This window comes from Sporosarcina sp. YIM B06819, assembly GCF_033485175.1.
Lineage (GTDB): Bacteria > Bacillota > Bacilli > Bacillales_A > Planococcaceae > Sporosarcina.
Genome location: NZ_JAWLIQ010000018.1, coordinates 27,358 through 51,995, shown reverse-complemented (window position 1 = coordinate 51,995; position 24,638 = coordinate 27,358). Strand labels below are relative to the sequence as shown.

The following is a 24,638-nucleotide window of genomic DNA, read 5'->3' as shown; positions in this document are numbered from 1 at the left end:
AGGTATCGGGAATTATCTAATTAATATGCCAAGCGTTATTGAAGAAGCCGACTGAAAAATGATTTATGAAGAAATACTTGGTGTTTCGACAGGATAATGAGATATGTATTCGATGTTTATCATATTAATGGGGGTATGATTTTGGAAAATAGGATAAAGTGTATTGAATCATGGGATGCAGGCATCGCGGAGGGATTGCGAATGGGAATGGAAAAATATGTTGAGCTCTATTTTGATTACATGAAGAAGGAATATTTGGATGCACTGGGGGGAGTAATAGATAAAGATTTAATTCAAGAATTGCATTATAAAATTTATACAAATAATAAATCACGTCATGAGTTTGAGCTTTTGCTAAATACGATTGAACATTCTCGTCGTGACCAACGGATTAGAGACGAATCGGGTCTTAAAAACTTTATAATTTAAGGTGCTAATTTAAAAATCAGACATAATTCCGAATTGTTTAGAACCGTTATTCAATAAATTTAAGAAATAATTACAAAATGAACTTAGGTTAAAAGTGAGTTTGGTGATAGATGGTTAATCTCATTATTCCTTTAAATCACGATAACATTCACCATATTTTTGACCTGATGATATATGATGGTATCGATAGAATATTTAAGAAAGGAGTTTTAAATATATGGAGATAGATTCAGAACTAATCATAGATTTACTCGAGGCTTTACCAGAAGATAAACAAAAATTGGCAATCGAATATATTTATACCCTTGTTCGCGAATGGGATCCTGATTTCACAAAATTAACTCCACGTGAACAAAAAAGCATTGATGAGGCTCGGGAAGAGATGAAAAATGGCGAATATGTTCGGCTTGAGGATATAGACTGGGATACTGAATAAAATAAAAGATAAGTTCCTTTTTCAAAGAAATCTACTCAATTGCCATTGCAATCTGAAATAACAACTTTTCAACTGTCCATGATTGAAACGTATGTTCTTGTGTGATATAATTAAAAGGACTTCTTTTGAGTAACTTTATGTGATTAAGCTCACGTGGTAGTTTTGGTGACTATGGTTTTCATTGCTGCTATCAGGGACAGTGAATAATGAAGAAGATACTTGGAATAATAAGAGAGGAGGGACAAGAATGGAAAATGTTTTACTTGAAATTAAAAATGAATTGAAAGAAATGCGACAAGACATGGCAAATATGAAGAATAACATGGCAATTATGAAGAACGACATGGCAACCAAGGAAGACATCTCAAGTATGGCAACCAAGGAAGACATCTCGATGCTAGCAACTAAAGCTGATGTAGCAGACATTCCGTTAATTAAACAAGCTATATTAGAATCACGTCATGAATTAGCTGCGGTAAGAGAAACGACGGATGGAATGAAAATCGACATTCAAGAATTAAAAGAAAATGATGTGCTATTTGAAGAAATCCTGCTGCATCAGCGAAAATTAATTGATATGCTGACGATAAAGACATCAGATCATGAAGCACAGTTGAAATGGGTTAGGTGAATTACTTGGCGATAGTTGGAAATGACATGGGCACATAACAAGCGATTACATCTATCATAGATGCAATCGCTTTTGTTGTGGTTAGATTATTTCAGGGGAAGCGATTAGCAGGTAATATGCTAAGTTGGATTATGAACAGCACCCAGTCGCTCATTTGAACATCTTTATTTCACATGGGGCGTATGATTATATCATTCCACCGCATTGGGGGGAGGAAAGTAAGGAGTACTTCGAAACGCTAGGTGCGAAAGTGACCTTTAAGACATACAATGACGGACATGGTGTCACGCGAGACAATCATCAAGATCTTGTGGCTTTTTTCGTGGTCGTTAACGGGTAAAGTTGGAGATTAGATTGATTCAGTTAACTACTGGTTCCTTTCGTTTCCACCTTCTGTATTTTATCTAAATCGTTACCTCATCTATTCTTGCGATGAAAAACGTACAACGAACGAACTTAGTGAAAGCACAAAAATGTTGAACAACGCTATCCATACATCTACAAACGTAACATTGAAACACCCAAAGTCATCAAAGAACTAATCGTAATGGCAAAGGAAATGAGTGATTCCTATTAAGCAGGCGAAGCATAGTGGTTAATCAAAGAAGATGTAGCTTTCTACGACACCATCTTGAAAGTAATCGTGCATGAGTTGACGAAGGCAATTAAAGAGAACGTGAGCATCGACTAGAATTTGTGAGACTCTGTAAGAACTAGATGAAAAAGCAGTATGTGCAAATTTTGCACATACTGCTTATGACGGTAAAACATATAATACAAACTTTTATAATCTCAATGCCATTATTGCAGTAGGCTATCGCATCCATTCAAAAATTACCAGCTTTATAATTATATAAAAGCAGCAACTTCTTTCAGCGAAACGCCCCCGTACCCATCCGTAATCGCACGATAGATGGATGGTAACTTAATTACGTGAGTTATTCACCTTTGTTTCGTTCAAGGGCACCCGCACATTAAGTCGAATTTTGTTAATTAATCATACATATAATCCAGCTAAAAAAATCCCTAACGCCTCTTGATAAATTTCATCAAACTGGTCTAATGGAAGCGGATTTTTTCCTGAACCAAGTTCAACTGTGAATCCAGGTCTCCGCCATTCCTGAATAAACCAATCCTTATATCCAGCGTAGCTGTCAATTGTTTGAACTGGTTCGTATCCGCTCACCCTACTGAACTCGTTAACAAGAACTTCAGACTCAGGAGGTTCAAGGTTCTCATACCCCCAATAAATAACTTCTCCCTGTGTATGAAATGCTAGTACTCTTGCAAAATCCCGTCTTCTTGTCAGGTCCGCAATCGCAATCGCCTCAGGTTCGGACAAAGGACTTTCACCACCATAATCTCTTGGACCCGGATTTTTAGGATTACGGGCTCTTTCCAAATCCCAATTGGCAGGAAATTGATCATTCAGATCCACACCATTTATATTGGCTTTCCACTTCGAAAAATCCAAGCTACCATTATTCCATTCAACAACTCTGCTTCGCCAAGGCTCATTTGCAGGCGGACCATTTATCACCAAATTGACTCCGTCCGGATTGACCATCGGAACAATGGATAATGTCGTTTGCTGGTAAAAAGGGAATGTGAAAAGACCGCGGATAGTAGTTTGATTCGTTAGGGAAAGCAAATAATCATTTAAAAAGGTCAAAACGATAGGGGTGGTAATCCATTCATTCGCATGAAATGAACCATTATAATGAACTCGTTTAGTACCCTTACCAACCACAATTTCTGGTATTTCTCTTCTTAAAACGGAATTTCCGATAGGAGGGGTTTGCAAAAATGGATAAACGGCTAGTAACCTTTTGATATCATTCATCATGATGTCGTAATCATAATTTTGTTTCCCGTTAATAAGCCTCCAGGTAATCCTTTGAGGAATTTTAATCATCTGTCCAACTTGCAGTCGATTCGGTTCAAGATTAGGGTTGACAAGAAGAAGCGTATACAAAGGAATATTTTGTCTTTGGGCAACCAACCATAAAGAGTCTCCTGTTTGAATTGTATAATTGGCAGCAACAAATCCAGGAATTTTAATTTGCTGGCCAACGGTAAGTAATAGTGAGTTGATGTTTCGGTTGGAATCGATAATCAATTGAAGAGGCATCTGGAATAGCTGGCTAAAATTCCAAAACGAATCTCCAGGTCTAACAAATATGTCCATGTCGTTCCTCCTCTTAGTTGAAAATACTTAGTACTAATTAATGCTGAGAAATCGGGCTTTAATTTGGCTATTCCATTGAGTGAGTGGAAATGAAACAGCTTCGTACCTCTTTCCAATACGCCAATCTTTTTGACACCTTGGTTTTTCAAAAGTTCAATACATCATATTCCTGTTGTGCCATTTCTTCTACGGTAGTTATTGGAATCCAGTTGTTTGCATATCGAACAACCAAAAAATACCTTTCAATTTGGATATCATTTACATATATATCGAATTGCTTGGACCGTATGTGGATAGAGTTGTAGTATTAAAAATTAGGAGTGCTCCTTAATTCATGCCTATAATCCGATTATTGGAATTAATTCACTTAAACTAGAAATTGAGTGAAGTTTGGGAGTTGATAGTTTGAATGGCAAAGAACGAGATAATTTAGCTAGATATCAGTAGGAGCAGTAATGAGGTATTATTTCCCGAATGCCGAAATCGGTGTGATAGGCAATGGATTTTGTCATTGAACTAAGCGAAGAAGAAAAGAAACGATTTATGCAGGTCGTTACGGAATTTGCAAAAGCAATCGCACTGTGCGCAACTGAGCCAGAAGCGCAAGAGACCTCTTCGCAAATCGACACGCAACTAAACCAGCTCATTTCAAAACTGTCATTTCTGACGAAGTCATTGATATTTACACGTCAATCGGTATCGAAAATCCCGACATTTCGATTTTATCCGATGAGTTTTAGATGAAGTACGAGTCTTGTCCCAGAAAAATTTGGCGGTAGAGCTATTAAATCGCTTGCTGCAAGGCAAAGTGAAAAACGTACAACGAACAAACTTGGTGAAAGCGCAAAAATTCACGGAGATGTTGAATAATGCCATTAATAAATACATCAAACGTGCCATTGAAACTTCCAACGTGTGTAAATACGAGGTAAGGAAAACCTTTAGTTGTCCTACTTAATTCTAGGTATCTGTTCACAGGAATTTCCAGAAGATACAACACAAATGGATAAAAATAAGCGAGGTATGAGAAAGGCCATTTATCGAGTGTAAATTTATTCCGATAGTTGAATTGGCATCATTGTGTGGTACCTTTCTCTAATTTGGGGTAGTTAATATAAGAACAAAACAAAACGGAAACAATACATAAACTAAACAATTTAGGGAATACTTTAAAGACCAACTAATAAGGAAGGAAATTTTCATTTTGCTGGGAACTGTTGAAGTAATTACACCATGTTTGAAGGTCAAGCTAACGAACGTTTTCAATTTAATCTAACCATAAAAGGGAACGACTATCGAGGCATTTTTCATAAAAAAAGAAGTTCAATGGTTTCGGTCACAACCCCATAATAAAATTTGAAAAGATGAACTTAACTTCGTTGAATCTAATGTTCGTAATTTGATGACTAACCGTTTATATTCTTAGCGGATGACGTATACTAATATAACTTATATTATATTAATATAGGTTATAATGAGAAAGGAGACCTACAGAAAAATGAAGAAAAAAATTATTTATTCAATTTTGTCGACTTGTCTTTTGTTATCACTCGTTGCTTGTTCTTCTAAAACAGCCAATGTGCCAAAAGAAGTAAAGGCTCCAGAAAAGGTCCAAGAAGAGAAGCAAACAACGGAGGTTCAACCAGCTCACTGGTCCTATGAAGGAGAAACCGGTCCGGAACATTGGGGGAATTTAGATCCTCAAAACGCTGTCTGTACAAACGGCGAGGAACAGTCTCCGATTAACATCGAAACGGCAAAAACAGAGAAAGACGACAAAGTTGAGGAACTGAAATTTAATTATGCCCCAACAAAATTTTCTTTAGCTAACAACGGCCATACGATACAAGGAAATCCAGCAGCATTAGATAATTCCATTGTCTTAGACGGAGAAGAGTACAAGTTAGCTCAATTCCATTTCCATACTCCGAGTGAACACCAATTTGACGGCAAGAATTTTGATATGGAAGTGCATCTTGTGCATAAAAGTGCGAGTAATGAATTAGCCGTTATCGGTTTAATGATTAAAGAAGGTGCGACTAACACGGCTTTAGAACAATCATGGAAAGTCCTTCCTAAAAAAGTAACAACTAAAGATGTAAAAGTAACTGAGGCAATTGATTTAATGGGACTATTGCCAGAAAATAAGCAAACTTTCCGTTATGAAGGTTCTTTAACTACTCCTCCATGTTCAGAAGAAGTTGAATGGATCGTCTTGGAGCAGCCAATTGAAATGTCTAAGGAACAAATTGATTTATTCCGTCAAATTTTTAAGGACAATCATCGCCCGGTTCAACCTTTAAATGAACGTGAAGTAGAAATTGAACCTAGTATGTAAACAAATTTGTTGAAACAATAACAACTCAAACTCGCATCGTTAATCTAAACTGTTCCCTTTGTAAAGGACATTATAAAAAATCCTTGGCAACTTGTTGGAGCTACTGTCTATATTTTTGCCAGAAACCTCGTTGTAGCAAATACGTATGTTCAAGTAGGACGTGGCTTTACTGCTTTTCAATCAGGTATGTTGTCACTCAATTATTTGGTCGCTATTCTTGGGATGATTCGCGCCCGAGAGTGAATGTTCGTAAAACTCAGAGCTGAAAAACCTATGGTATGGGGTACACTTTTAACGGCAATAGGTGTGTGCGTCATAGGATAACATTCATACCGGATTTTGCATTATTCGAAGTTGGATTAGAGATGTACGCAATACCATCAATGAATATCTGACTATAAACTAAAGTAAGCTGACGACCTCTTCAATGGAGTGGTTGTCAGCTTTTTATCAATTGAGTTAATTTCATAATTCATAGATGCAAAGTTCGTGATAGGCGCGTCATCATAGAGATATGAATCCATAAGACTCATCGACTAACCATTGCATATTTTTCAAGAATGGCTTGTCGTAGATTATGAATCTGAAGAACTGGAGAGATCTTTACCTGTTTCGAAAATGGAAACGGTTCACAATGAAGATGTACGACTTTTTGGAAAGGACTAGGCGGCAGCTATTGCTATTCCTGCTATTGTTTTACCAATGTAGGCAGAGGCGGCAGTGAAAAATCGGTTTAAGGACGTGTCCAAGAACAGCTCCAAGAACAGCTCCAAGAACAGCTCCAAGAACAGCCCCTATTATGAGATTATCCATTCATATACGGACCAAAAAAGCTGAAGAACATTTTGTTCGTACGCTTTAAGGAGAAGAAGGGGTGCAACAGCATAATAACCAATGGGACTAAGCCTTTCGAATCTTATTTTCTATTACAACTGGGCATCTTGTCAAAATACAGGGTAGTCCAAAAAAACTTTTAAAAAATCTTTGAAACTTTTTCTGAAAAACCTCGTCTGTACGTTACTTAATTGACAGTGGGGGTAAATGTATGAGGAAAATTTCTAGAAACATGCCGTTATTCACGTGCTTGATTGTATTTATAATAAGTGTTAGTGCGATATGGATTTTGATTGAAACGCAAGGAAGAGTGTTCGCGCAAGAAAGGGATCCGTTTGTCACGAAGCGGGTATTTGAGCGGGTGTTGACTTTGCAGGAGCGTCAGCCGATTTATATGAAAGGGGCGGCCTTGACGCAGATTGGCGAGTTGGAGGCGAATCAGCCTGTTGCGATCACTGGTGAGGATGAGGCGTATTATGAGCTTCGATTGGGAAATATGACTGCCTTTGTTCGTAAGGGGCAGGCGACGGTTGAAAAAAAGAAGCTTTCGACAGTTTTACATACGGAGCGCTTTGCCGCGGTTCATACGCTGCAAAAAACCGCGGTTTACGAGGATGCTGACTTGCAGAGCAGCGTTATACTAGAGATGGAAGAAGGCTATCGCTACCCGGTTGTAGGGGAGGAAGGGGATTGGTATATCCTTGCAATAGGAGAGCGACCGGGTTATATTGCTAAGCAGTCCGTTGCTTTGGACGAAGGCCTTCCTGTGCTTGTCTACCATCAGGTTTTGCCGCGCGAGTTGATGAGAACGATGGATAGTACGATTTCCTTGGAAGCATTTGAGCAGCAGATGGGGTACTTAAAGGATCATCATTTCGAGACGCTGACGGCACATCAGTTGTATGATTATTTGGAAGGGCGCCTTGTTGTACCGAGCAAAGCTGTGCTCATTACATTCGACGACGGGTTATTATCGACGAAGGAATATGCCTATCCCATTTTAAAGCAATACGGGTTTCGTGCGCTTCAGCACATTATTTCTTCACGTACGGATCGGGCGCAGGGAGCGCAGCTGTTTGATGCGGATGGTCCGCTACAGTTTTTTACCGCTGCGGATTTAGAAGTGCTGGCAGATGTTTTTCAGTTCGAAGCACATACATATGAATTGCATTCATTGAATGAGGAGTCGGCTGTAGGGGTTGCGTTAGAACATTCAAAAGAAGAGATTCTTTTGGATTTACAGCACAATATCGAGCAAGTACCGACAGCCGTATCATTAGCCTATCCGTTTGGGCATTATCATGAGGAGTTCATCGCGGCAGCTAAGGAGGCAGGGTTGTTGATTGGCTTTACGACGACCGAAGGGTATGCAAATCAAAAGACTTCCAATTATGAAGTACACCGATACGGAATAACAGAGAAAAAATCGTTTGAGCAATTTGTTATGTATGTGGAGGGGGACATGACGTGGCCGTAGAAGAGGGTGAGGGTTCGTAAATGAATAATATTAATCAAATAATTGATGAGCATTCGCGTTATTTAGTGCGCATCGCTTATTTATATGTGAAGAATTGGTCGACTGCTGAGGATATTGTTCAAGAGGTATTTGTTTCGTATTTTCAAAAGAGTGACCAGTTTCGCAATGAGGCATCATTGAAAACCTATTTAACGAAAATAACAGCCAATCGTGCTAAAGATTATTTGCGCTCGTGGAAGCATAAAAAAGATGTGCTGTTCGATACAATCTTTGTTACTGCGAAAGGTGCAGAAGAAGTCGTGTTGGAGCAAGAGCGGCTGGTGCTACTTGAAAAAAATCTTTTCCAGCTGCCGTTAAAATACCGTGAACCATTACTATTATATTATTATGACGAGCAATCGATAGCGGAAATAGCCAACTATCTGCAGCTGAATGAAAATACAGTGAAAACACGGCTACGAAGGGCAAAGCAGCAGCTAAAGGGATTTTTTGAGGAAGAGGACTGGGAGGTGGAGAGCCATTGAGCGATTTCAAACGTAAGCTTGATCAAATGATGGGCGATACAACGAAGCAGGAAAGGCGGATAAAGCAGGGTGTGCATGAACGTTTACGAAAACCGGCTAAAACATTTTCTTGGCAAGTGCTGTTTGTCACGGTAGCGATTCCTGTAGTAGCACTGTTTCTAATTCTCACAATTGACCCTACGAATTATCTTTCTTCAGATAAGGGGCCTGGTGTCCCATATGATCCATTGGTTGATTTGGCGCAAATATCGGCACTTCAGAAGAAGAAGCAACTGTCAGCCATTGATTATGAGGAATTTGCGGCACTTCCGCATTTTGATCAAGTCGATGGTCTATATTATGTGGATCAAGAAACGTTTTCATTAAACGGAAGTTCGGATGCAATGCATACGGTCATTGAGCGCAAATCGAATTTATTCGATGAGGTTGTCTATGAGGCGGGCGACATTGTACGTACGATGACCAATACGACAAGCCATTTGCCGACCTATATGGATGCCTATTATGAGGTGATTGCAGTCCCGGGGGATCGAGTTGTGCTGAAAAAAGGCCAGCTGAAGATAAACGGCAAACCGTTGCAATCTGAACTTATGGATCATTATGAAAAGCAGGGAATCACGATTGCAGGGGGGTACGACCAGCTGTTGAATGCGCGGGAATATTTTTTATTGAACCATTTCCCGGCAAGTAAAACGGTGCAGGGGGCAACGATTACGCCAGTGCATAAAATTTATGGGCAAGTTGTAGGCCTAGCAACGGAAGAGCGTACCCTTTCGATGTATATGGATTATTTATCCGAACAGCTTACAGGTAACTATACACCGGAGCAATATTTTGATTTGTATGTATATGACGATTTGTTGGGCTTCGGCAATTTGTCAAAAACGCCTGCGTTTACAGAAATTAGCCGGTTAGGTGAACTGTTTGTAGAGGCATCTTATCGGAAAACGGTTCCTATTTCTGACAATGAGGTAGAGATCCGCTACCAATATGGGCGAGAAGGGGTAGCAGATCGGGTATTTACTATGAAGCGGGATGCAGGCTCAGATCGTTGGGTGATAGCACAATAAAGAAGTGGGGGTATGGGAACCCCGACACGTTTTTTGAAAAACTGGTGAGCAGCTCTCCAGAAGAAGTAGCCGTCAACCAACCGCTTACTATATGGAGGCACCAACCTGTTTTTCCAACAGCTAGTTTGAAAAGCATTAGAAATAGGGGATATTTTCCTCTAAACAAAACCTGTTACTAGAAAAGGAAGGAAGAATGCAAGTGAGAAAGAAACTACTTATAATACTCAGCGCACTATTGCTTGTCTGCAGTCTGCCTTTATCCGGCACGTTCGCCGCAAGCACTGAACGATTTTCAGATGTACCCTCATCAAAACATTTTGCAGAAGCGGTTTATGATTTGGCCGAACGTAATATTATTGGAGGCTATCCGGACGGCACATTCAAACCGGGTAACTCTATCACGAGAGGACAGGCGGCCGCAATCATCGCAAAGATGATCAAATTGGACACCTCGAACGTGAAGAATCCAGACTTTAAAGATGTCTCGACAGCGAACGGCTACTACAAAGCGATTGCAGCGCTGGCCGAAAAAGGAGTTATTGGTGGTTATGAAGATGGCCGTTTCGGTCCGAACGATCCGATTAAACGGGGGCAGATGGCTTCGATTCTTGTCAAAGCGTTCGATTTGCCGCGTGATGGGAACATAATAAACCCATTCAAAGATATTGAATATCTACAGTCACATCGCGAAAATATTCTTACCATCTATAAACTCGGCATCACTTCGGGGACATCACCTGACACATTTAGCCCGAATGCTGCTATCACAAGAGGACAGGCGGCCAAAATGTTGAAAGCGACTGAAGAAGCGAAGCCAACGATGATAACGCTAAGGGCTAGTGATTTCAACTGGAGGCGGATTAGTGAAATTGTTTACGATAAGTCGAATGACGGTTTGTTTAAATCAATACAGGTAGCCGGAAAAGAGGGCTACACGGAGGATCAAGTTCAATTGGTCCCATTGAAGGAAGGGGCCGGAAAACTTAATATTGCGGGTCTTCCTAGCAACGGTTCCTATGAATTGGCGTATAAAAAGTATTACGTAACTATTAAAAAGGTGAATGGTGAATTGAAGCTGACGATGGAAGAGACGGATGACATCTTTCCGACTGCGGTGCAGTTTTATTTCCTTAAGGAAAAGGTTCAAAATATTTCCCTGACCACAATGCAAGGGGAAAAGTTGTCCGACAGTGTGACGTTCAAGCAAGAAGAGTATGGAAATAGTTTCAATGTATGGTTTGATATCGACAAGCCTGGCCAGTATATTGCCACGCTACGGTTTGAGGGTGGGGAGGAAGAGCGGCATGGGATTGATGTAAAGCAGAACGATGACCGCTTTTATTATGAAATTAAAACGTTGAAAGAAAATCCGTCTGATGTCTATGAGGAGACAGCGACAGCCGACTTGGTCAAGCACATAATCCGAACAAAAGACGCCGAGCAGATAGCCATTATCACAAGAGATCCAGGCACGAATCTATTTCGCGTCAAAGCCACTGGCCAGAAAGAAGGTACGATCATTATTGACTATGATCGCAGGTTAAGCGAGAGATATTGTGAAGCTATAGAACCGGAGTGCTATTCTGCTTGGACAGGCTTATATGTACAGGTCCAGCGAATTGGCTCCATTGTGAACGTTGATGTGAGTAAAAATTACGAGATGGATCATTGATTGAATGCCATATTCATAGAAAGCGGGTGTACACAATTGAAAAAATACCTAATTTCATTGCTAACGCTATTGCTATTGCTTATGTTTTCATTAACGACCACAGCGAAAGCAGAGACGGAATATCCGCCCTATAACGACCCGATCTCTTTCAAAGATATGCAGGATGGGCACGGAGCGACGTGGGACATCATGTTCTTGTACAAAAAGGATATTATCGGGGGCTATCCAGATGGCACGTTCCGGCCGAATGAGCCGATCACCCGTGCTCAAGCTTCCGCTATGCTCCTCAGGGCACTGGACATTCCGTTACTGGAAAATCCGACTGCCACCTTCAAAGATGTGTCGAAAAAGTCGACTCACTATAGGACGCTTGCAACCATTAACGAAAAGGGAATCCTACGTGGAGAAAACGGCTATATGCGACCAGCGGAACAGACGACGCGTGCCCAAATGGCAGCCATCTTGCGCCGGGCATTCGACCTTCCATTGGAACAGAAACCGATGTTCATCGATGTCTCACCGGTTAACTGGGCATTCGCAGATATCAATAGCGTGGCACTGAATCGAATTGCGGGCGGCTACCAAGACGGCACATTCAAACCAGGAAATCCGGTCACGCGCGCTCAATTCTCTTCTTTCCTTGCACGTGCAATTGACGACAAGATGAAATTGCCGGAACCGCATCCCTATGTCAGCCAGAAGGGGATGGTGGTGGAAGAGGACGGGTTCCAGTATACAATCAAAGGCGACAAGCTCGTGAAAATTGATAAAAAAACAAAAGAGGAAACAGAACTGCTGACGGAACGGGATTTCCCGACACAAGATGGATTGTTTGAAGTCCATTTGGAAACAGTGTTTCCGATCATCATCCAGAACGGCATGATTTATGTCCCATACTGGGCTGCTGTATCCCAAGGGACAGATATGCCCTATATGTATGGGGTGTTTCAGACAAGTGCACAGGGCGGAAGAAATCATATCAAGTATTGGGATCTGGATGTGGTCGATGCAAGCCAAGCGGCGAGCATGCGGAATTTCAGCGTCCACGGGCATGACTACTATTACACTGTAGAGAAGAAAATGCGACAGTTCGATCCGACATTCAACGATGCTGTTAATGTGGACCAGACGCTGATCCTTTATCACAAAGGGACTTTCACAGTGGAACCGGTGAAAGTGACAGAGTTCGACGCACGCGTCATTTTCGAACCACTGGAAGGATCAAGATTTTCAACCAAAGTAACGCAAAATAACAAGTCCGTCAAATTCGATGCAGGCACGATGTTTTATTTCAATACAAAAGGTGTATTTTCATACAGCTTACTAGACGGGAAAACGAAAAAAATATCCAGTATCGAGGCAAAAGATATGAAGTTGACGGTTACGACTGTGGAAATTATTGACGTGAACGGAAAGAAACATTCATTGAAAAAATGAACAGAATCAAGCATGCATCAGGGGGAGGGGTAGCTGCTTTTGAGTGTAGGTTGCCAGACACTCATCTGATTCTCTTTGCATTTCCCGTATCTCAACAAATTTAAGGTACTATGTTCCAACACAATTTCGAATTGTTTAGAACCAGCACGCTTATAAAAATTCCTATTTAAAAAAGGCTAGCATTTTAAAAATCCCAAAACTGCACTGACGATCATTTAATATCGCACGTTAACGCAGTTTGGGTAGTCCTTTTTACTTTGTTTTAACAAGTGCATTCCCGTTATCTTTATTATATGTGCTAAATAGGAGTTGAAGGAAACGATATAGTCCTACATCATGCCAAGAGAGTCGTTTAGGCTTTAGCGCGATAAAATAAAGCGCCGACATAAAAATGATAGACATCATAAAACCAACCAAAGTATCAGCATACAAGTCATTTTGAAATAACTCTGACAAGTATTTCATTAATAAAGACTCAACGAAAAAGGGAACTAAGACTAACACTAGAACTAAAAGCTGAACAAATTCCTTTCACGACCATAGTGACTGATTAAAATATAATTCTCGATTGTTCAATACGATACCTCCAAATACAAAGTGGTATGTATTTAGAGTAAATGGTGACGTAGCCTATCCTGCAAGTGTTTTTTGAAGAAATGATGATGGTAGTTTAGAATCCTATAGGATCGTTTTAAGGCCCTAGTATTCAGAAATGGATGCTGGGGCTTTTAGAATCGATATGAATAGATTAATGGTTTTGATTTATTGGTATAAACAGTTAAGTCTATGGTAGGATGGAATTAAGAATGTGCGTTCTTTAAGGTGTAGTCTATTTTCTATTAAATTAACTAGTTGGCTGAAGAGAGGATTTTAAAATCAGCAACGATTGAAGGGGGATTTTATGCGGATTTTGAGTGCTATCTATTTGGAGAAGGATGGAGTGAAAAAAGAGATTCATCCTAAAGAGATAACAGCTCGTACTTATGAGAATGAAATAAAAGGAAAACTATACTGCCCGACAGAAAATTGATCGGCCAGAATTAGCTTTAGCAGTGGGAAGACAGCGCATTTTAGAACTTGGAGATTTGACGAGCATTCGAGAGACTGTTTGTTTTATTTTGACAGGATACCCATGAGTTTAGGCAGGAACACAACGAATATCATCAGTTTTGAAATTACTTATAATAGAAGACAAAATGCTTTGCAAGATGCTTTTGTACAAATGAATTTAACCGAAGAGGAAAAGGAAATACAACAGAAGAATAGAGCTGCAACCGGAGCAAGAAAAAAAGAGAGAGAAGTTACAAATGCCAAAAGGAACGCGTCTTCAATTCAAATGGTCTTGTTTGATGGTGATATCTATGAAGATGAACTTCTTCTTAGAAGAAGGAATATTTTCAAACGGTTCGTTGATGAAATAACTCCGTCAGATATTGGAGAAATTCGCTTAATAATGGGTAATGTGAAAAGCATTCAGCAACGGGGTGAAGTAGCGGAAATAGTTATTGAAAATAATAACGAAACCATCACGGTGGTTTTTGAAGAAGCTTTTATTGCTGAACCGCTAAATAGCAGTTATCTAAATAAGTTCTGGTCCATAGCACGTTTTCTTGACCAACTAGGACAAGTTCAATTCACCGGTATTGGAGATGTGCGTGAAAATGTAAAGATGAATAGATTGGAACTGGTGATTTATGCTGGAACTGATTTTCGAATTAATAATTGGGATATGTTTGTAGTGGCAGGTCGGTTTGCTAGAGAGGATTTTGAGAAAAGGTAGATAAAAGAAAGGGAGAGGAAGAGTTTGTCAATTAGTATGTTACTTAGCCAGATAAAAAGTTTAGAAACTGGTATTACTAGTATCAATAAGAAAATAGATACGCAAAAATTAAAAGAAGCAAAAGCAATTGAGAAGATAGCGAAGGCGCAGAAAAAGTCGATTGGAGCAAAAACTATATCAACAATAAGCTCCGCTCAGAGAGAATATCAATCGGCATCTAAGGAACTAACAAGTGCACAAGCAGAACAAGTTAAATTATCCAAACAACTTGTTGATAAATCTAAGAATCTAACTAATAAACGAAGTGACTTGATGAAAGCACAAGCGAAAGAACGGGAACAGCATCAAAAATCTATGGAAAGTCTTCAGCGGGAAGCTCTTACAACACAAAAATCACATATTCAAGAAATAATAAAAGTTGATACAGATAATACTTTTTTGGACAAGAAATATGATGTGTTTATTTCACATGCATCTGAAGACAAAGATGATTTTGTGGAACCTTTAGCTAGAGCTTTGCAAGAGGCAGGTATTGATACTTGGTATGATTCAGATCAGATTGGATGGGGCCAAAGTATTCGCCAAAGCATTGATAAAGGTTTAATTAATTCACGCTTTTGTTTGATTGTGTTATCACAAAATTTTTTAAAGAAGTATTGGACGAATTATGAGTTGAACGGTATTTTCCAAAAGGATGCGACTACTGATGGTTCAGTTATTTTGCCAATATGGCATAATGTCACACGTGATGAAATTCAAAAACTAAATTTAACTTTGACAGATATGTTAGCAATGAACACTGCTATACATTCAACTGAAGATATTGTAAAGTCTCTAAAAGAGTTAGTTGATGTTCTTAAATGAGAAAGTGGAAATGCAAGACGGTTGTGTAATTTTGATTTGAATCGGAGTCCGATATTATTGGAGGGGGAAAGAGTATGCTTGATTACAAAAATCTAAGCGATAAAGAATTGGCATTACATATTCTTCAATACATTGATCGAACACAGGAATTAATGAATGATGTAAGTGAGTGTCTGGAAAGTAAAAGTAATGGAACGAAACAAGAAATTCAAGAGCGATATAAAGCTTTAAAAAATGAGATGAAAAAAGATGCTCATTACTTGGGTCTTTCACGAAATAGAGTGAGAGGTAATTATTTATATTCTCGTTTCTTTCAACCATCCATTAGTGAAGCAGCTGCTTTTGGATTCCAATCTCCAGTTAATTCGAAAATAGATTTTAATTACTTTAGTTCTGTTGAAGAAGCACACTATAAATTGACGAAATATCATAGTCGTGAAAAGTGGAATGTATTAATAAATAAGTGGCTGGCGTAAAGTTTCACTTTAAGAGTCTGAAGGGATACAAGTAAATGGAAAAGTTGATTTCATACTAATTAAGATGAAGATTAATGGAGGCGTTTATGTTATTTAGTAATAATAATAAGTGGATTAACTTCAAAATAGTGAAAAGAATAGCCGATATATCAACAATGTTGAATCCACAATAATATGTTTAAGGTGCCTAGTTCAAAAAAAATTACCAGGCACCCCAAACTCAAGACCCCCGCAAAGCCTTCTTCTTCTCCAACATCTCATCCTTCAGTCCGTTATACTTCTCCAACCACACCGTAAACTCAGAAACCCCTGAATAAGAAAGCGTCAAAAACCGCTGCGCCCTTGTCATGCCAATATAAAGCAACGCTGCTTCACGCATCGGATCATTTACTCTCGCAAATGGCATGTTATCAATATTGACGATGAAAACGGCTTGGAAATCGAGTCCTTTGCTAGATTCGAGTGTGCTGATTTTGACGGTTGAGTCTAGTTTGGAAAACTTGTTTTTGGCATCGCGATTTTCTGCAATCCAGTGAAAGGGGACTTGGTATTCTTGCAGTTTTCTTTTCATGATGTCGATATATTTATTTTGGGATGTGTATTTGACTCTGTAAAGAATGAGCATTTCCTCATAAGGGATGTGATGAGTTTCGTGCATCTTATGAATCGTGCGACTGACCCAATCCATTTCATTGATGAATGTATCGGCTTTATAGATATGGGGATCGGGGCCGCTATGTCTTGTTGATCTAGGAGCAATGATTTCGCCATTTATATCAATCGCGGCTACTTTATCTTTAAAGGCTGTATTGTCTTTGTAAAAGTTCCAGGCGAATTCAAGAATTTGTTTTGTGTTCCTGTAATTAATGGCGAGGACATTCGAGCGCCCTCTAAAGTCTAAGCCTGTGTCATTTAAGTAGCTTGTTTTTCGTTTATAAATATTTTGTGCGCGGTCTTCTACGATGAGCATTGATTTTGTAGTAGGGTTCAGCAATTGGCTAATAAGCTGTAGCCAGGCTGGTTCGAAGTCTTGTCCTTCATCAATCAAAATCGCATCAAATCTTGGTGCAATCCGTTCTTTGTTTGCAATTGCTTCGATAATGGCAGGGATTTCAGCGTCATGATAGCAATTCAAGTGTTTCTTTAAGAATTCATGGAAATGACTCACATCGATAGAACCATTTGCTTCGGGTTTATCTTCCTCAAATAGACTAGCTTGTTGTTCTTTTTTCGGAATTTCATCGACCTTGATTTGTACAAGTGTGTTTAAATATTTGGCTAATGGAATATTGAAACACAGGACTAGGATGCGCCAATCGGGATTTTCACGAGCGAGTAAAGCGGCTCTGGTTGCTAAGATGATTGTTTTTCCGCTGCCAGCAACGCCGCGAATGATTCGATGCTGGTCTCCAATTGTACGAGCTAACTTTTCTTGTACAATGTCCATCGTTTTCAAGTTGTGCATCGTAAGCAAAATTTGTTCCTCATGAACGGCTGGAGTAGCAATTTGTGCTGTGGAAATACGCACTTCTGGAAAGAACTTATAGCGTATGAATTGTACTTCCTCGTCGGTTAAAGGCTTTGTCAAACGGAAACGAGTACGGAACATATTCATTAGCTTTTCCATCAACATTTCCTCAGAAAAATGCTCATGTTCAGGATCAATTTCATCCCTACACAAACAAAATTCAGGGGGGATGATGCTATACAAATTCTGATCCGAAAACCATTCTGAATCCAAGCGAGTAAAAACAGTTCCCCAACCAACTGGCATTTTTAAATGTCCCATAAATGGCCCTTCTTGCTGTTTCATCAAGGGTTCTTGTTTGAGGAAATCAATAATTTTAAACCCGTATTGCTCAGCCTGTTTATAAGGACTATCAACAATCGCTTGCTGTCCATTTGTACCAAAAATCATCCAGTCATCTTTATTAGCATTCAAAATCGTACTTTTATTCCAGTCTTTAACCTCCAGCACAACAATCCCAATATCCGGTCCAATAATGACAAAATCAGGCCGACGATTCAAAATTTCTGGCTCAAAATAAACGATATAATCATCCGGCAAATAATCTTGCAATGTTTTATGTAATTGGCGTTCCCCAGCTGTTATAACCCTCTTTTTCCCTATATCGATCATAATCGCCATTATTCACACCTACTTGTAAATTTGATAATCCTATTATACCATTATTCGACTTTTAAGAATGGATAGTTTGTTATAATTGGAAGTACTTTGAAAACTGACTGAATAATATCATTGTATAGGGTGGGATGAAGAAATGGGACGTGAAAAGTTCTATGTGGTTTGGAGAGGAAAGAATACAGGAATCTATCTATCATGGGATGAGTGTAAAGAACAGGTATTAGGATATAAAGGGGCAAAATATAAATCCTATAATACGAAAATAGAAGCGGAAGAGGCTTTCAAGGCAGACGGGAATATTGCAATTGTTAGTACATCAACTCAACTAAGAGGAAGGGATGGTAATCAATTAACTTTATTTAGTGATATTGCGCCAACTACATATTATAAGGAAAGTATTTGTGTTGATGCAGCGTGTAGTGGTAATCCGGGGGATATGGAGTATCAAGGAGTTTGTACCAAAACTGGAAAAGTGATTTTTCGATATGGGCCAGTTCCCAATGGAACAAATAATATTGGAGAGTTTTTGGCAATTGTACATGCCTTAGCATTGTTACAGCAAAGTAATAATTCTATACCTATTTATAGTGATTCATTAACGGCGATGGCTTGGGTAAGAAAAAAACAAGTTAACACCAACATTCCGAGAAATAAATCTACAGAGCAATTGTGGAAAATAATTGAACGTGCTCAAAAATGGCTGTTAAACAATACCTACTCCAACGAGATAATAAAATGGGAAACTAAAATATGGGGTGAAATAAAAGCTGACTTCGGAAGGAAATGACATAAGTTATTAAAGAAGTCACGCGAACTAATTAACTGAACACAGCAGGTCAGGCATATGATGTTTGCAATGCATCGGATTGATAGGAAGATGGAATGGATTAATCTGCTATTAGAAACTGAGAGCATTGAGGGCCTGAGGTTAAGTGCTAAAAAAGGTGTATTTGAGTGTCCATATTGTTCGGTACCAATGAGTGTCCGTGCAGGTGAAAAGAATGTGCATCATTTTGCTCATCCCAAAAATTTAACTTGTGCGAAGTCAGAACGTGCAGACCAAGCCTATCATAATTATCAAAAGCAAATAAAGCATGAGTCTGTACGTCAGAAAGTATTGGTTGGTTTGGTGAAGGATGAGTTGGAAACGGCGAATCAGGACAAGCAACAGGTAGAGATGGAGTATGGGTATTGGTGGAGCATTTGGACAAGTACTATCCAGATATTTATGTGCGTATTGGAGATTCGGAGTGGACAATTACAATTGTTTCTCATTTGACGGAGGAGGAGAACGAAAGTTATGCTCGGGATTTTAAGAAGTGGCAAAATTACTTTTTTGGAGATACAAATGCAACCTATATGGTTAATTAATCGGTCGAATTTAGCGCTTGAAAAGAGACATAGCGGTATTGTGTTATGTCAAAACGAGTCCACGCTTGCCATAATGCAACTCTTCCGTTTGTCTAAAACTTTCCTGGTCACGGTAAATGTTGAGAGTGCGGATGAATGCCGATATAATCGGTTCGTACTGGTTCAAAACCTCTTCAAAATTATTCACGACTGCGGTGCTTTCGACCGTGCACGATTCTTTTATCCCCGGGTGCTTTCATCGTAGAATATTGGGAATGCAGAATCCAATCGTCAATTAGTGGAAATGGAGCTCAAAGCAAGAGGTTTGAGCAGTCAAAACCATCACTTTGGAGTCTCAAAGTGATGGTTTTGAAGTATTTAAAGAATGTCTATTTTAAGTACCTGCATATGAAATTATAAGTACAAGAACAAAGTGACTTGAAGGGTACCTTAAAATTTTGCTATCTACTCTTGTTCACAAGCAGTTCTTTACTCTGTCCCTAGGCTTACTAGTATACTTAACTCATGATAGAACTCATTCGTATAATTGTGTTTAGAAAAATACAAAGTATAGAAATCAATTGAATTTACGAATAGAAAGTGGGAAGATACGTGGCAATTATTCAAGTGTCTCAGCGTGAAGGATCCAACTACAAAACCATTCAGGTTGCAGTAGAGGCAGCTCTACCAGGAGATACAGTGGAAGTTGATGAAGGTGTTTATTATGAACATGTAACAATCGATAAGCCGCTCGTTCTTCGAAGTTCAGAAGGTGAAGCGAGCTCAGTTCGTCTAACAGGAAGTGTTCGTATCGCGACAACGGAAGAAGTGCGTATCGAATCGATCAGTATTGGAGGAGGCACTGATCCAGTGGACTATGGTTTACATATCGAATCAGGAGATGTAACGCTTCACCACTGTCTTTTCTCTGAGATTCAAGGAGTTGCAATGCGAGTTGATGCAGCTGCAAAAGTATCCGCAGAGCATTCGATCTTTCAAAAAAACATACAAGGGATTGAGGTATTAGGGCGTTTGGCTTTGTTCGAATGCATAGTAGAAGACACAGTCAAGTCTGCACAAATTAGTGTGCGCGGGGGAGGAGAAGTAGCGGTAACGAATTCCGGAATTTTAAGTGGGCAAGAAGAAGGCCTTTGCTTGTATGAAACGAGTCGAGCAACAATCACCAAAAGTTCATTCATCGGAAATCGCGGGGTTCAACTTCGTTTGGAACAATACAGTTCTATGGACGTAGAAAGTACGAATTTTTATTTTGGACATGTCCAAGGAATCTATTGTGATCAATCTAAGGGTGTCCTGAAAAATTGTGTCTTTAAAAACCAAAGTTTGGAGCATGTAGCATTTACGAATGGATCCCATATCGAAGTCGAGGCAAGTACGTTTGAAAATGGTGAGGCTGAAGGAATGAACGTCAGTGGTTCATCAGTTGAGCTATCCGACTCACAGTTTAAAAACCAAAAAGGAGACCAAATTTCCTGTAACGAACAAAGCAAACTCGCGATTACAAAAACACAGATCCTTTCGGGTGAGTCTAGAGGAATTGTTTCCGGAAATTCCACGTGTACACTCATTGAATCTGAAGTGAAGTACAATCAGATGACTCAACTCTCTGCGTTTACTCAAAGCGTGTTCACGATTCTGGGTTGTGAAATTGAGAGTGGAAACAATAAAGGAGTTTACGTGACAAGTAGTCAAGTGACTATTTCGGATTCTCTTATTAGCCATCATAGTGGTGTACAGATTTTTGCTTCTGAACAATCGGAAGTAATTCTGTCGGCGACCGAAGTAAAGAGTGGGGATAGTGCAGGGATAGTTGTGAAGGAATCCAAGTTGACGGCAGCCAATTGCATCATCTTCGGTCATAAGGGATCCAACGTTTTACTCAGTGCTGCGGCTAAAGCAGAAATTACCGATTGTAGAATATCGAGTGGTGATAAGAACGGCATACTTGTAGGTCCTGAAGTAGTTATTTCATTAGAACGGTCAATTTTGTTCAAACATAAAAGGCCACAAATAAGAGCAACGGAATCTGAAGAAGTCTTTATAACGGAGTGTGAAATCTATGACGGTAACTCGTCAGGAATCGTCTTGAGTCAGGTGGAGCGTACTGAAGTGACGGTAACTCGAGTACATGGTCATCATGATGATCAAATCATCTTGCAAGATTGTTCGGATGCTGTATTCACTGGGGTGCAAGTGATGAATGGAAAGAAGGCTGGACTGAGACTCGAGCGTTCAGTTCCGGTTCTTAACGACTGTTCTTTTGAGAACAACCAAGCAGGAGATTTAGTTCGTTGGGATGACAGTGTTCCTGTGCTCACCGATACGGACTTGCAGGTTCCACCAATCACTAGTAAATTAGGCGGCAGTGCTGGACATTCCTCTACTGTAGATTCATCACCTACTGATCAGATGGATGTTTTCATGAATGGTTTGAACGGGTTTATTGGACTGGAAGATGTGAAAGACAAAATCCAGGAGTTTAAAAACGTAAGCGACATTAATCAATTTAAATTAGAGCGTGGAATGAAAGCTAATCCGATGGTAGCGCCTCATATGGTCTTTCAAGGTAATCCGGGTACTGGAAAAACGACAGTCGCTCGGCTTATAGGAAAGATTTTTAAGGAACTAGGTTTATTAAAGACAGGCCACGTAACTGAAGTGAAGCGGGAAGATCTCGTTGGAACGCATGTTGGTGAATCAGAAGAACGAACGAAAGTAATTATTAAGGAAGCTATGGGTGGCGTCCTCTTTATAGACGAAGCGTATACGCTTGCAGCAGGGGGCAATTCTAGTAATGATTTCGGTAAAAAAGTAATTGAAACGTTACTTCCTGCAATGGAAAATTCTCGCGGTGAATTCATTGTCATCGCGGCAGGCTATACCGAAGAAATGAACAGTTTCCTAGCGTCTAATCCGGGATTGAAAGATCGTTTTACTGAAAAGATTCACTTTCAAGACTATACACCAGATGAGTTGCTTCAAATCTTCTTAAGCCAGTGTGAAGGCAGCTATGTGCTTACTCCTGCTGCCAAACAAGCAGTTTATGAGGAGTTCGTGGAACGTTATCGTATGCGCGATGAAACATTTAGTAACGCTCGAATGGCACGTATACTATACGATCAAATCGGGCTTGCTCAGTCGATGAGAATTGCGAAACTTCCGCGTGAAGAGTGGACGGAAAAGATATTGACGACGTTTGAAGAACAAGACGTTGTACAAACGGTACAAGAGCGTGGAGTGAAGACGTACGAAGTTCCAATCGATGAAGTACTACTCGCTCATAAACGTGCAGAACTCCATCAGTTTATCGGCCTTGGTTCTGTGAAGGCTGAAATAGATAAAATGATTGAATTAATGAGATACTACAAACGAGAAAATCATTCTACAGAGAAGTTGATGAACCATACGCTATTGATTGGTAACCCAGGGACAGGTAAAACCGAGGTCGGTCGTGTGCTCGCTGGTATTTATCAAGCACTTGGATTATTAGAACGAGGCGATCTGATTGAAGTAGATCGCAGCAATTTAGTCGGTAGTCATATTGGTGAAACGGAGAAGCTGACAGCCGGGCTAATTGAACGAGCGATGGGTAGTGCGTTATTTATTGATGAAGCGTACACACTTGCGAGTGGTGGAGAGAATGACTTCGGGAAAAAAGCAGTGGAAGTGTTGCTGAAAAAAATGTCCGATCGACAAGGCGAGTTCCTATTAATTGCCGCAGGGTACGAAAAAGAAATGAATCGTTTCTTAGACAGTAACCCCGGACTCCGTCGACGTTTCGGACTAACGTTCCATTTTGAAGATTATACACCAAAGGAATTAATGGAGATTACCGACCTCTATAGTAAAGGGTACGGCATAACAGATGAAGCAAAGAGTGCATTAGTTCGTCACTATGAAGAGATTTATGCGCGTAGAGATAGTCATTTCGGAAATGCCGGTCTTGCTAAAAAAATAGCGAAAGAAATGACGCGTAAAGTCGATTATCGAATGGCTGTGGCAAGCAATAAACAAAATAGGCTTGCGCTCGAAAAAGAAATTACGAAGGATGATTTAGTTTTGTTGGAGAGTTGAATGATTAGTTGTTTTAATACATCAGGTACTGCAAAAAAGCCATTGGAATGTTATTTTTCCAATGGCTTTAAATCTCTTATTCTCTAATTGTTTGTTACTCTCCAACCTTCTCCTTGAACCTTCAACTTATTACACCATAACCTCCCGTAACTTCGCGATCATTTTCTGCCGACGTTTTTTAATGCCCGGAAGTGAAATAGCAGCCCTTTTTGCGCATTCGGACAAGGACAACCCCTCCACAAATAGCCAGTGAACGAGATTGCGGTCAGCTGCTGTCAGTTGTTCAAATGCTTCGTCTACTGCCTCAGACCATTCGAATTCGACTGTATCAGCGACTTTGAGCAACCCTTCTAGAGCTTCATTGTCCATTTGGGTTGTGTTCGAATCAAATATATTTTTCTTTTTTTATTCATCCAACACGGCTACGCGGATGCTTCTGTAGGCGAATGGTGTGAAATTCCCTTTTTCCGTGTCAAAACGAGTCCACGCTTGCCATAAAGCAACTCTTCCTGTTTGTCTTAATTTCAGGTACCTGCGATGAACAATCCAGAAAATTGACTGCAATTGTATAAAAAAATGCAAAGTCTGTTAAAACAATGTTTAGAACGATTTCATTTGTATTTTTATAACAATTATCGAATTTTAATTATTTAACATCGCACTAATACAATTAGATCATTCAAATAGCACTTCTCGTCAATCACTTGATGAGTGGGGATTTCTTCGGATTCGTATCTACAAAAAGAGAATCTATATGAACTGGATCAAAAATTTGGATGTGATCTACCTGCTTATACTACCTATGCAATCTACTTGAAAAGCAAGAAAGATAGTTTAATCGTAAGGGCATAACAATGTCTACTGTCACCACATTAGCTTCATACTGATGGA

21 protein-coding genes and 2 pseudogenes are annotated in these 24,638 nt (G+C 39.6%); 19 read left to right on the top strand and 4 right to left on the bottom strand.

What is annotated here, in order from left to right:
* The first annotated feature begins 201 nt into the window (after positions 1-201).
* The 5 genes and pseudogenes from R2B72_RS13170 to R2B72_RS13150 form a co-directional block, all read left to right on the top strand.
* A complete protein-coding gene (locus R2B72_RS13170) occupies positions 202-429 on the top strand; it encodes a hypothetical protein (RefSeq protein WP_318617076.1) in 228 nt (75 codons plus the stop codon).
* Between the two features lie 217 nt (positions 430-646).
* Positions 647-865 carry a hypothetical protein gene (locus R2B72_RS13165; protein WP_318617075.1) on the top strand — a complete coding sequence of 73 codons (219 nt, stop codon included), beginning with the start codon at positions 647-649 and terminating at the stop codon, positions 863-865.
* A 247-nt stretch (positions 866-1,112) separates the two neighbouring features.
* Positions 1,113-1,496, top strand: coding sequence for a hypothetical protein (locus tag R2B72_RS13160; protein WP_318617074.1), 384 nt, complete (start codon positions 1,113-1,115; stop codon positions 1,494-1,496).
* Between the two features lie 124 nt (positions 1,497-1,620).
* Positions 1,621-1,836, top strand: coding sequence for a hypothetical protein (locus R2B72_RS13155; RefSeq protein WP_318617072.1), 216 nt, complete (start codon positions 1,621-1,623; stop codon positions 1,834-1,836).
* Positions 1,837-2,233: 397 nt separating this feature from the next.
* Positions 2,234-2,353: pseudogene (locus R2B72_RS13150) on the top strand (hypothetical protein); the annotation flags it as partial.
* A 140-nt stretch (positions 2,354-2,493) separates the two neighbouring features.
* Here the strand turns inward: R2B72_RS13150 and R2B72_RS13145 are convergent.
* Positions 2,494-3,684 carry a M14 family metallopeptidase gene (locus R2B72_RS13145; protein WP_318617070.1) on the bottom strand — a complete coding sequence of 397 codons (1,191 nt, stop codon included), beginning with the start codon at positions 3,682-3,684 and terminating at the stop codon, positions 2,494-2,496.
* Between the two features lie 498 nt (positions 3,685-4,182).
* Here R2B72_RS13145 and R2B72_RS18680 point away from each other — a divergent pair.
* The 11 genes and pseudogenes from R2B72_RS18680 to R2B72_RS13085 form a co-directional block, all read left to right on the top strand.
* Positions 4,183-4,600 (top strand): annotated as a pseudogene (locus R2B72_RS18680) (type I restriction enzyme endonuclease domain-containing protein); the annotation flags it as partial.
* Positions 4,601-5,182: 582 nt separating this feature from the next.
* Positions 5,183-6,022, top strand: a complete 840-nt coding sequence (locus R2B72_RS13135; RefSeq protein WP_318617069.1) for a carbonic anhydrase family protein — start codon at positions 5,183-5,185, stop codon at positions 6,020-6,022.
* Positions 6,023-7,067: 1,045 nt separating this feature from the next.
* On the top strand, positions 7,068-8,333 hold the full coding sequence (locus R2B72_RS13125; RefSeq protein WP_318617068.1) for a polysaccharide deacetylase family protein: 1,266 nt from the start codon (positions 7,068-7,070) through the stop codon (positions 8,331-8,333).
* A 20-nt stretch (positions 8,334-8,353) separates the two neighbouring features.
* Positions 8,354-8,857: a sigma-70 family RNA polymerase sigma factor gene (locus R2B72_RS13120; RefSeq protein WP_318617066.1), complete on the top strand. Its 504-nt coding sequence runs from the start codon at positions 8,354-8,356 to the stop codon at positions 8,855-8,857.
* Positions 8,854-9,927, top strand: coding sequence for a S26 family signal peptidase (locus tag R2B72_RS13115; RefSeq protein WP_318617064.1), 1,074 nt, complete (start codon positions 8,854-8,856; stop codon positions 9,925-9,927). Before R2B72_RS13120 ends, R2B72_RS13115 begins: the two co-directional genes overlap by 4 nt.
* Before the next feature lie 199 nt (positions 9,928-10,126).
* The gene (locus tag R2B72_RS13110) at positions 10,127-11,599 is read left to right on the top strand and encodes an S-layer homology domain-containing protein (protein ID WP_318617062.1); all 1,473 of its coding nucleotides are present in this window, start codon (positions 10,127-10,129) and stop codon (positions 11,597-11,599) included.
* Positions 11,600-11,635: 36 nt separating this feature from the next.
* Positions 11,636-13,036, top strand: coding sequence for an S-layer homology domain-containing protein (locus R2B72_RS13105; RefSeq protein WP_318617061.1), 1,401 nt, complete (start codon positions 11,636-11,638; stop codon positions 13,034-13,036).
* A gap of 901 nt (positions 13,037-13,937) precedes the next feature.
* Positions 13,938-14,066 carry a hypothetical protein gene (locus R2B72_RS13100; RefSeq protein ID WP_318617059.1) on the top strand — a complete coding sequence of 43 codons (129 nt, stop codon included), beginning with the start codon at positions 13,938-13,940 and terminating at the stop codon, positions 14,064-14,066.
* A 102-nt stretch (positions 14,067-14,168) separates the two neighbouring features.
* The gene (locus R2B72_RS13095; RefSeq protein ID WP_318617058.1) at positions 14,169-14,816 is read left to right on the top strand and encodes a hypothetical protein; all 648 of its coding nucleotides are present in this window, start codon (positions 14,169-14,171) and stop codon (positions 14,814-14,816) included.
* A gap of 24 nt (positions 14,817-14,840) precedes the next feature.
* A complete protein-coding gene (locus R2B72_RS13090) occupies positions 14,841-15,680 on the top strand; it encodes a TIR domain-containing protein (RefSeq protein ID WP_318617057.1) in 840 nt (279 codons plus the stop codon).
* Positions 15,681-15,754: 74 nt separating this feature from the next.
* Positions 15,755-16,156, top strand: coding sequence for a hypothetical protein (locus tag R2B72_RS13085; protein WP_318617056.1), 402 nt, complete (start codon positions 15,755-15,757; stop codon positions 16,154-16,156).
* A 220-nt stretch (positions 16,157-16,376) separates the two neighbouring features.
* Here the strand turns inward: R2B72_RS13085 and R2B72_RS13080 are convergent, their stop codons facing one another.
* Positions 16,377-18,305: a 3'-5' exonuclease gene (locus R2B72_RS13080; RefSeq protein WP_318617055.1), complete on the bottom strand. Its 1,929-nt coding sequence runs from the start codon at positions 18,303-18,305 to the stop codon at positions 16,377-16,379.
* A 133-nt stretch (positions 18,306-18,438) separates the two neighbouring features.
* Here R2B72_RS13080 and R2B72_RS13075 point away from each other — a divergent pair, with 133 nt between their 5' ends.
* From R2B72_RS13075 to R2B72_RS13065, 3 genes are all read left to right on the top strand, one after another.
* On the top strand, positions 18,439-19,089 hold the full coding sequence (locus R2B72_RS13075) for a ribonuclease H family protein (RefSeq protein ID WP_318617053.1): 651 nt from the start codon (positions 18,439-18,441) through the stop codon (positions 19,087-19,089).
* A 57-nt stretch (positions 19,090-19,146) separates the two neighbouring features.
* Positions 19,147-19,581, top strand: a complete 435-nt coding sequence (locus R2B72_RS13070) for a competence protein CoiA family protein (RefSeq protein WP_318617052.1) — start codon at positions 19,147-19,149, stop codon at positions 19,579-19,581.
* A 683-nt stretch (positions 19,582-20,264) separates the two neighbouring features.
* Complete coding sequence (locus tag R2B72_RS13065; RefSeq protein WP_318617051.1) at positions 20,265-23,747, top strand: right-handed parallel beta-helix repeat-containing protein; 3,483 nt, start codon at positions 20,265-20,267, stop codon at positions 23,745-23,747.
* 129 nt (positions 23,748-23,876) lie between these two features.
* Here R2B72_RS13065 and R2B72_RS13060 read toward each other — a convergent pair whose 3' ends face one another.
* A complete protein-coding gene (locus R2B72_RS13060) occupies positions 23,877-24,116 on the bottom strand; it encodes a hypothetical protein (RefSeq protein ID WP_318617050.1) in 240 nt (79 codons plus the stop codon).
* A gap of 36 nt (positions 24,117-24,152) precedes the next feature.
* Positions 24,153-24,311, bottom strand: coding sequence for a sigma factor (locus tag R2B72_RS18675; protein ID WP_412177850.1), 159 nt, complete (start codon positions 24,309-24,311; stop codon positions 24,153-24,155).
* Between the last annotated feature and the right edge of the window lie 327 nt (positions 24,312-24,638).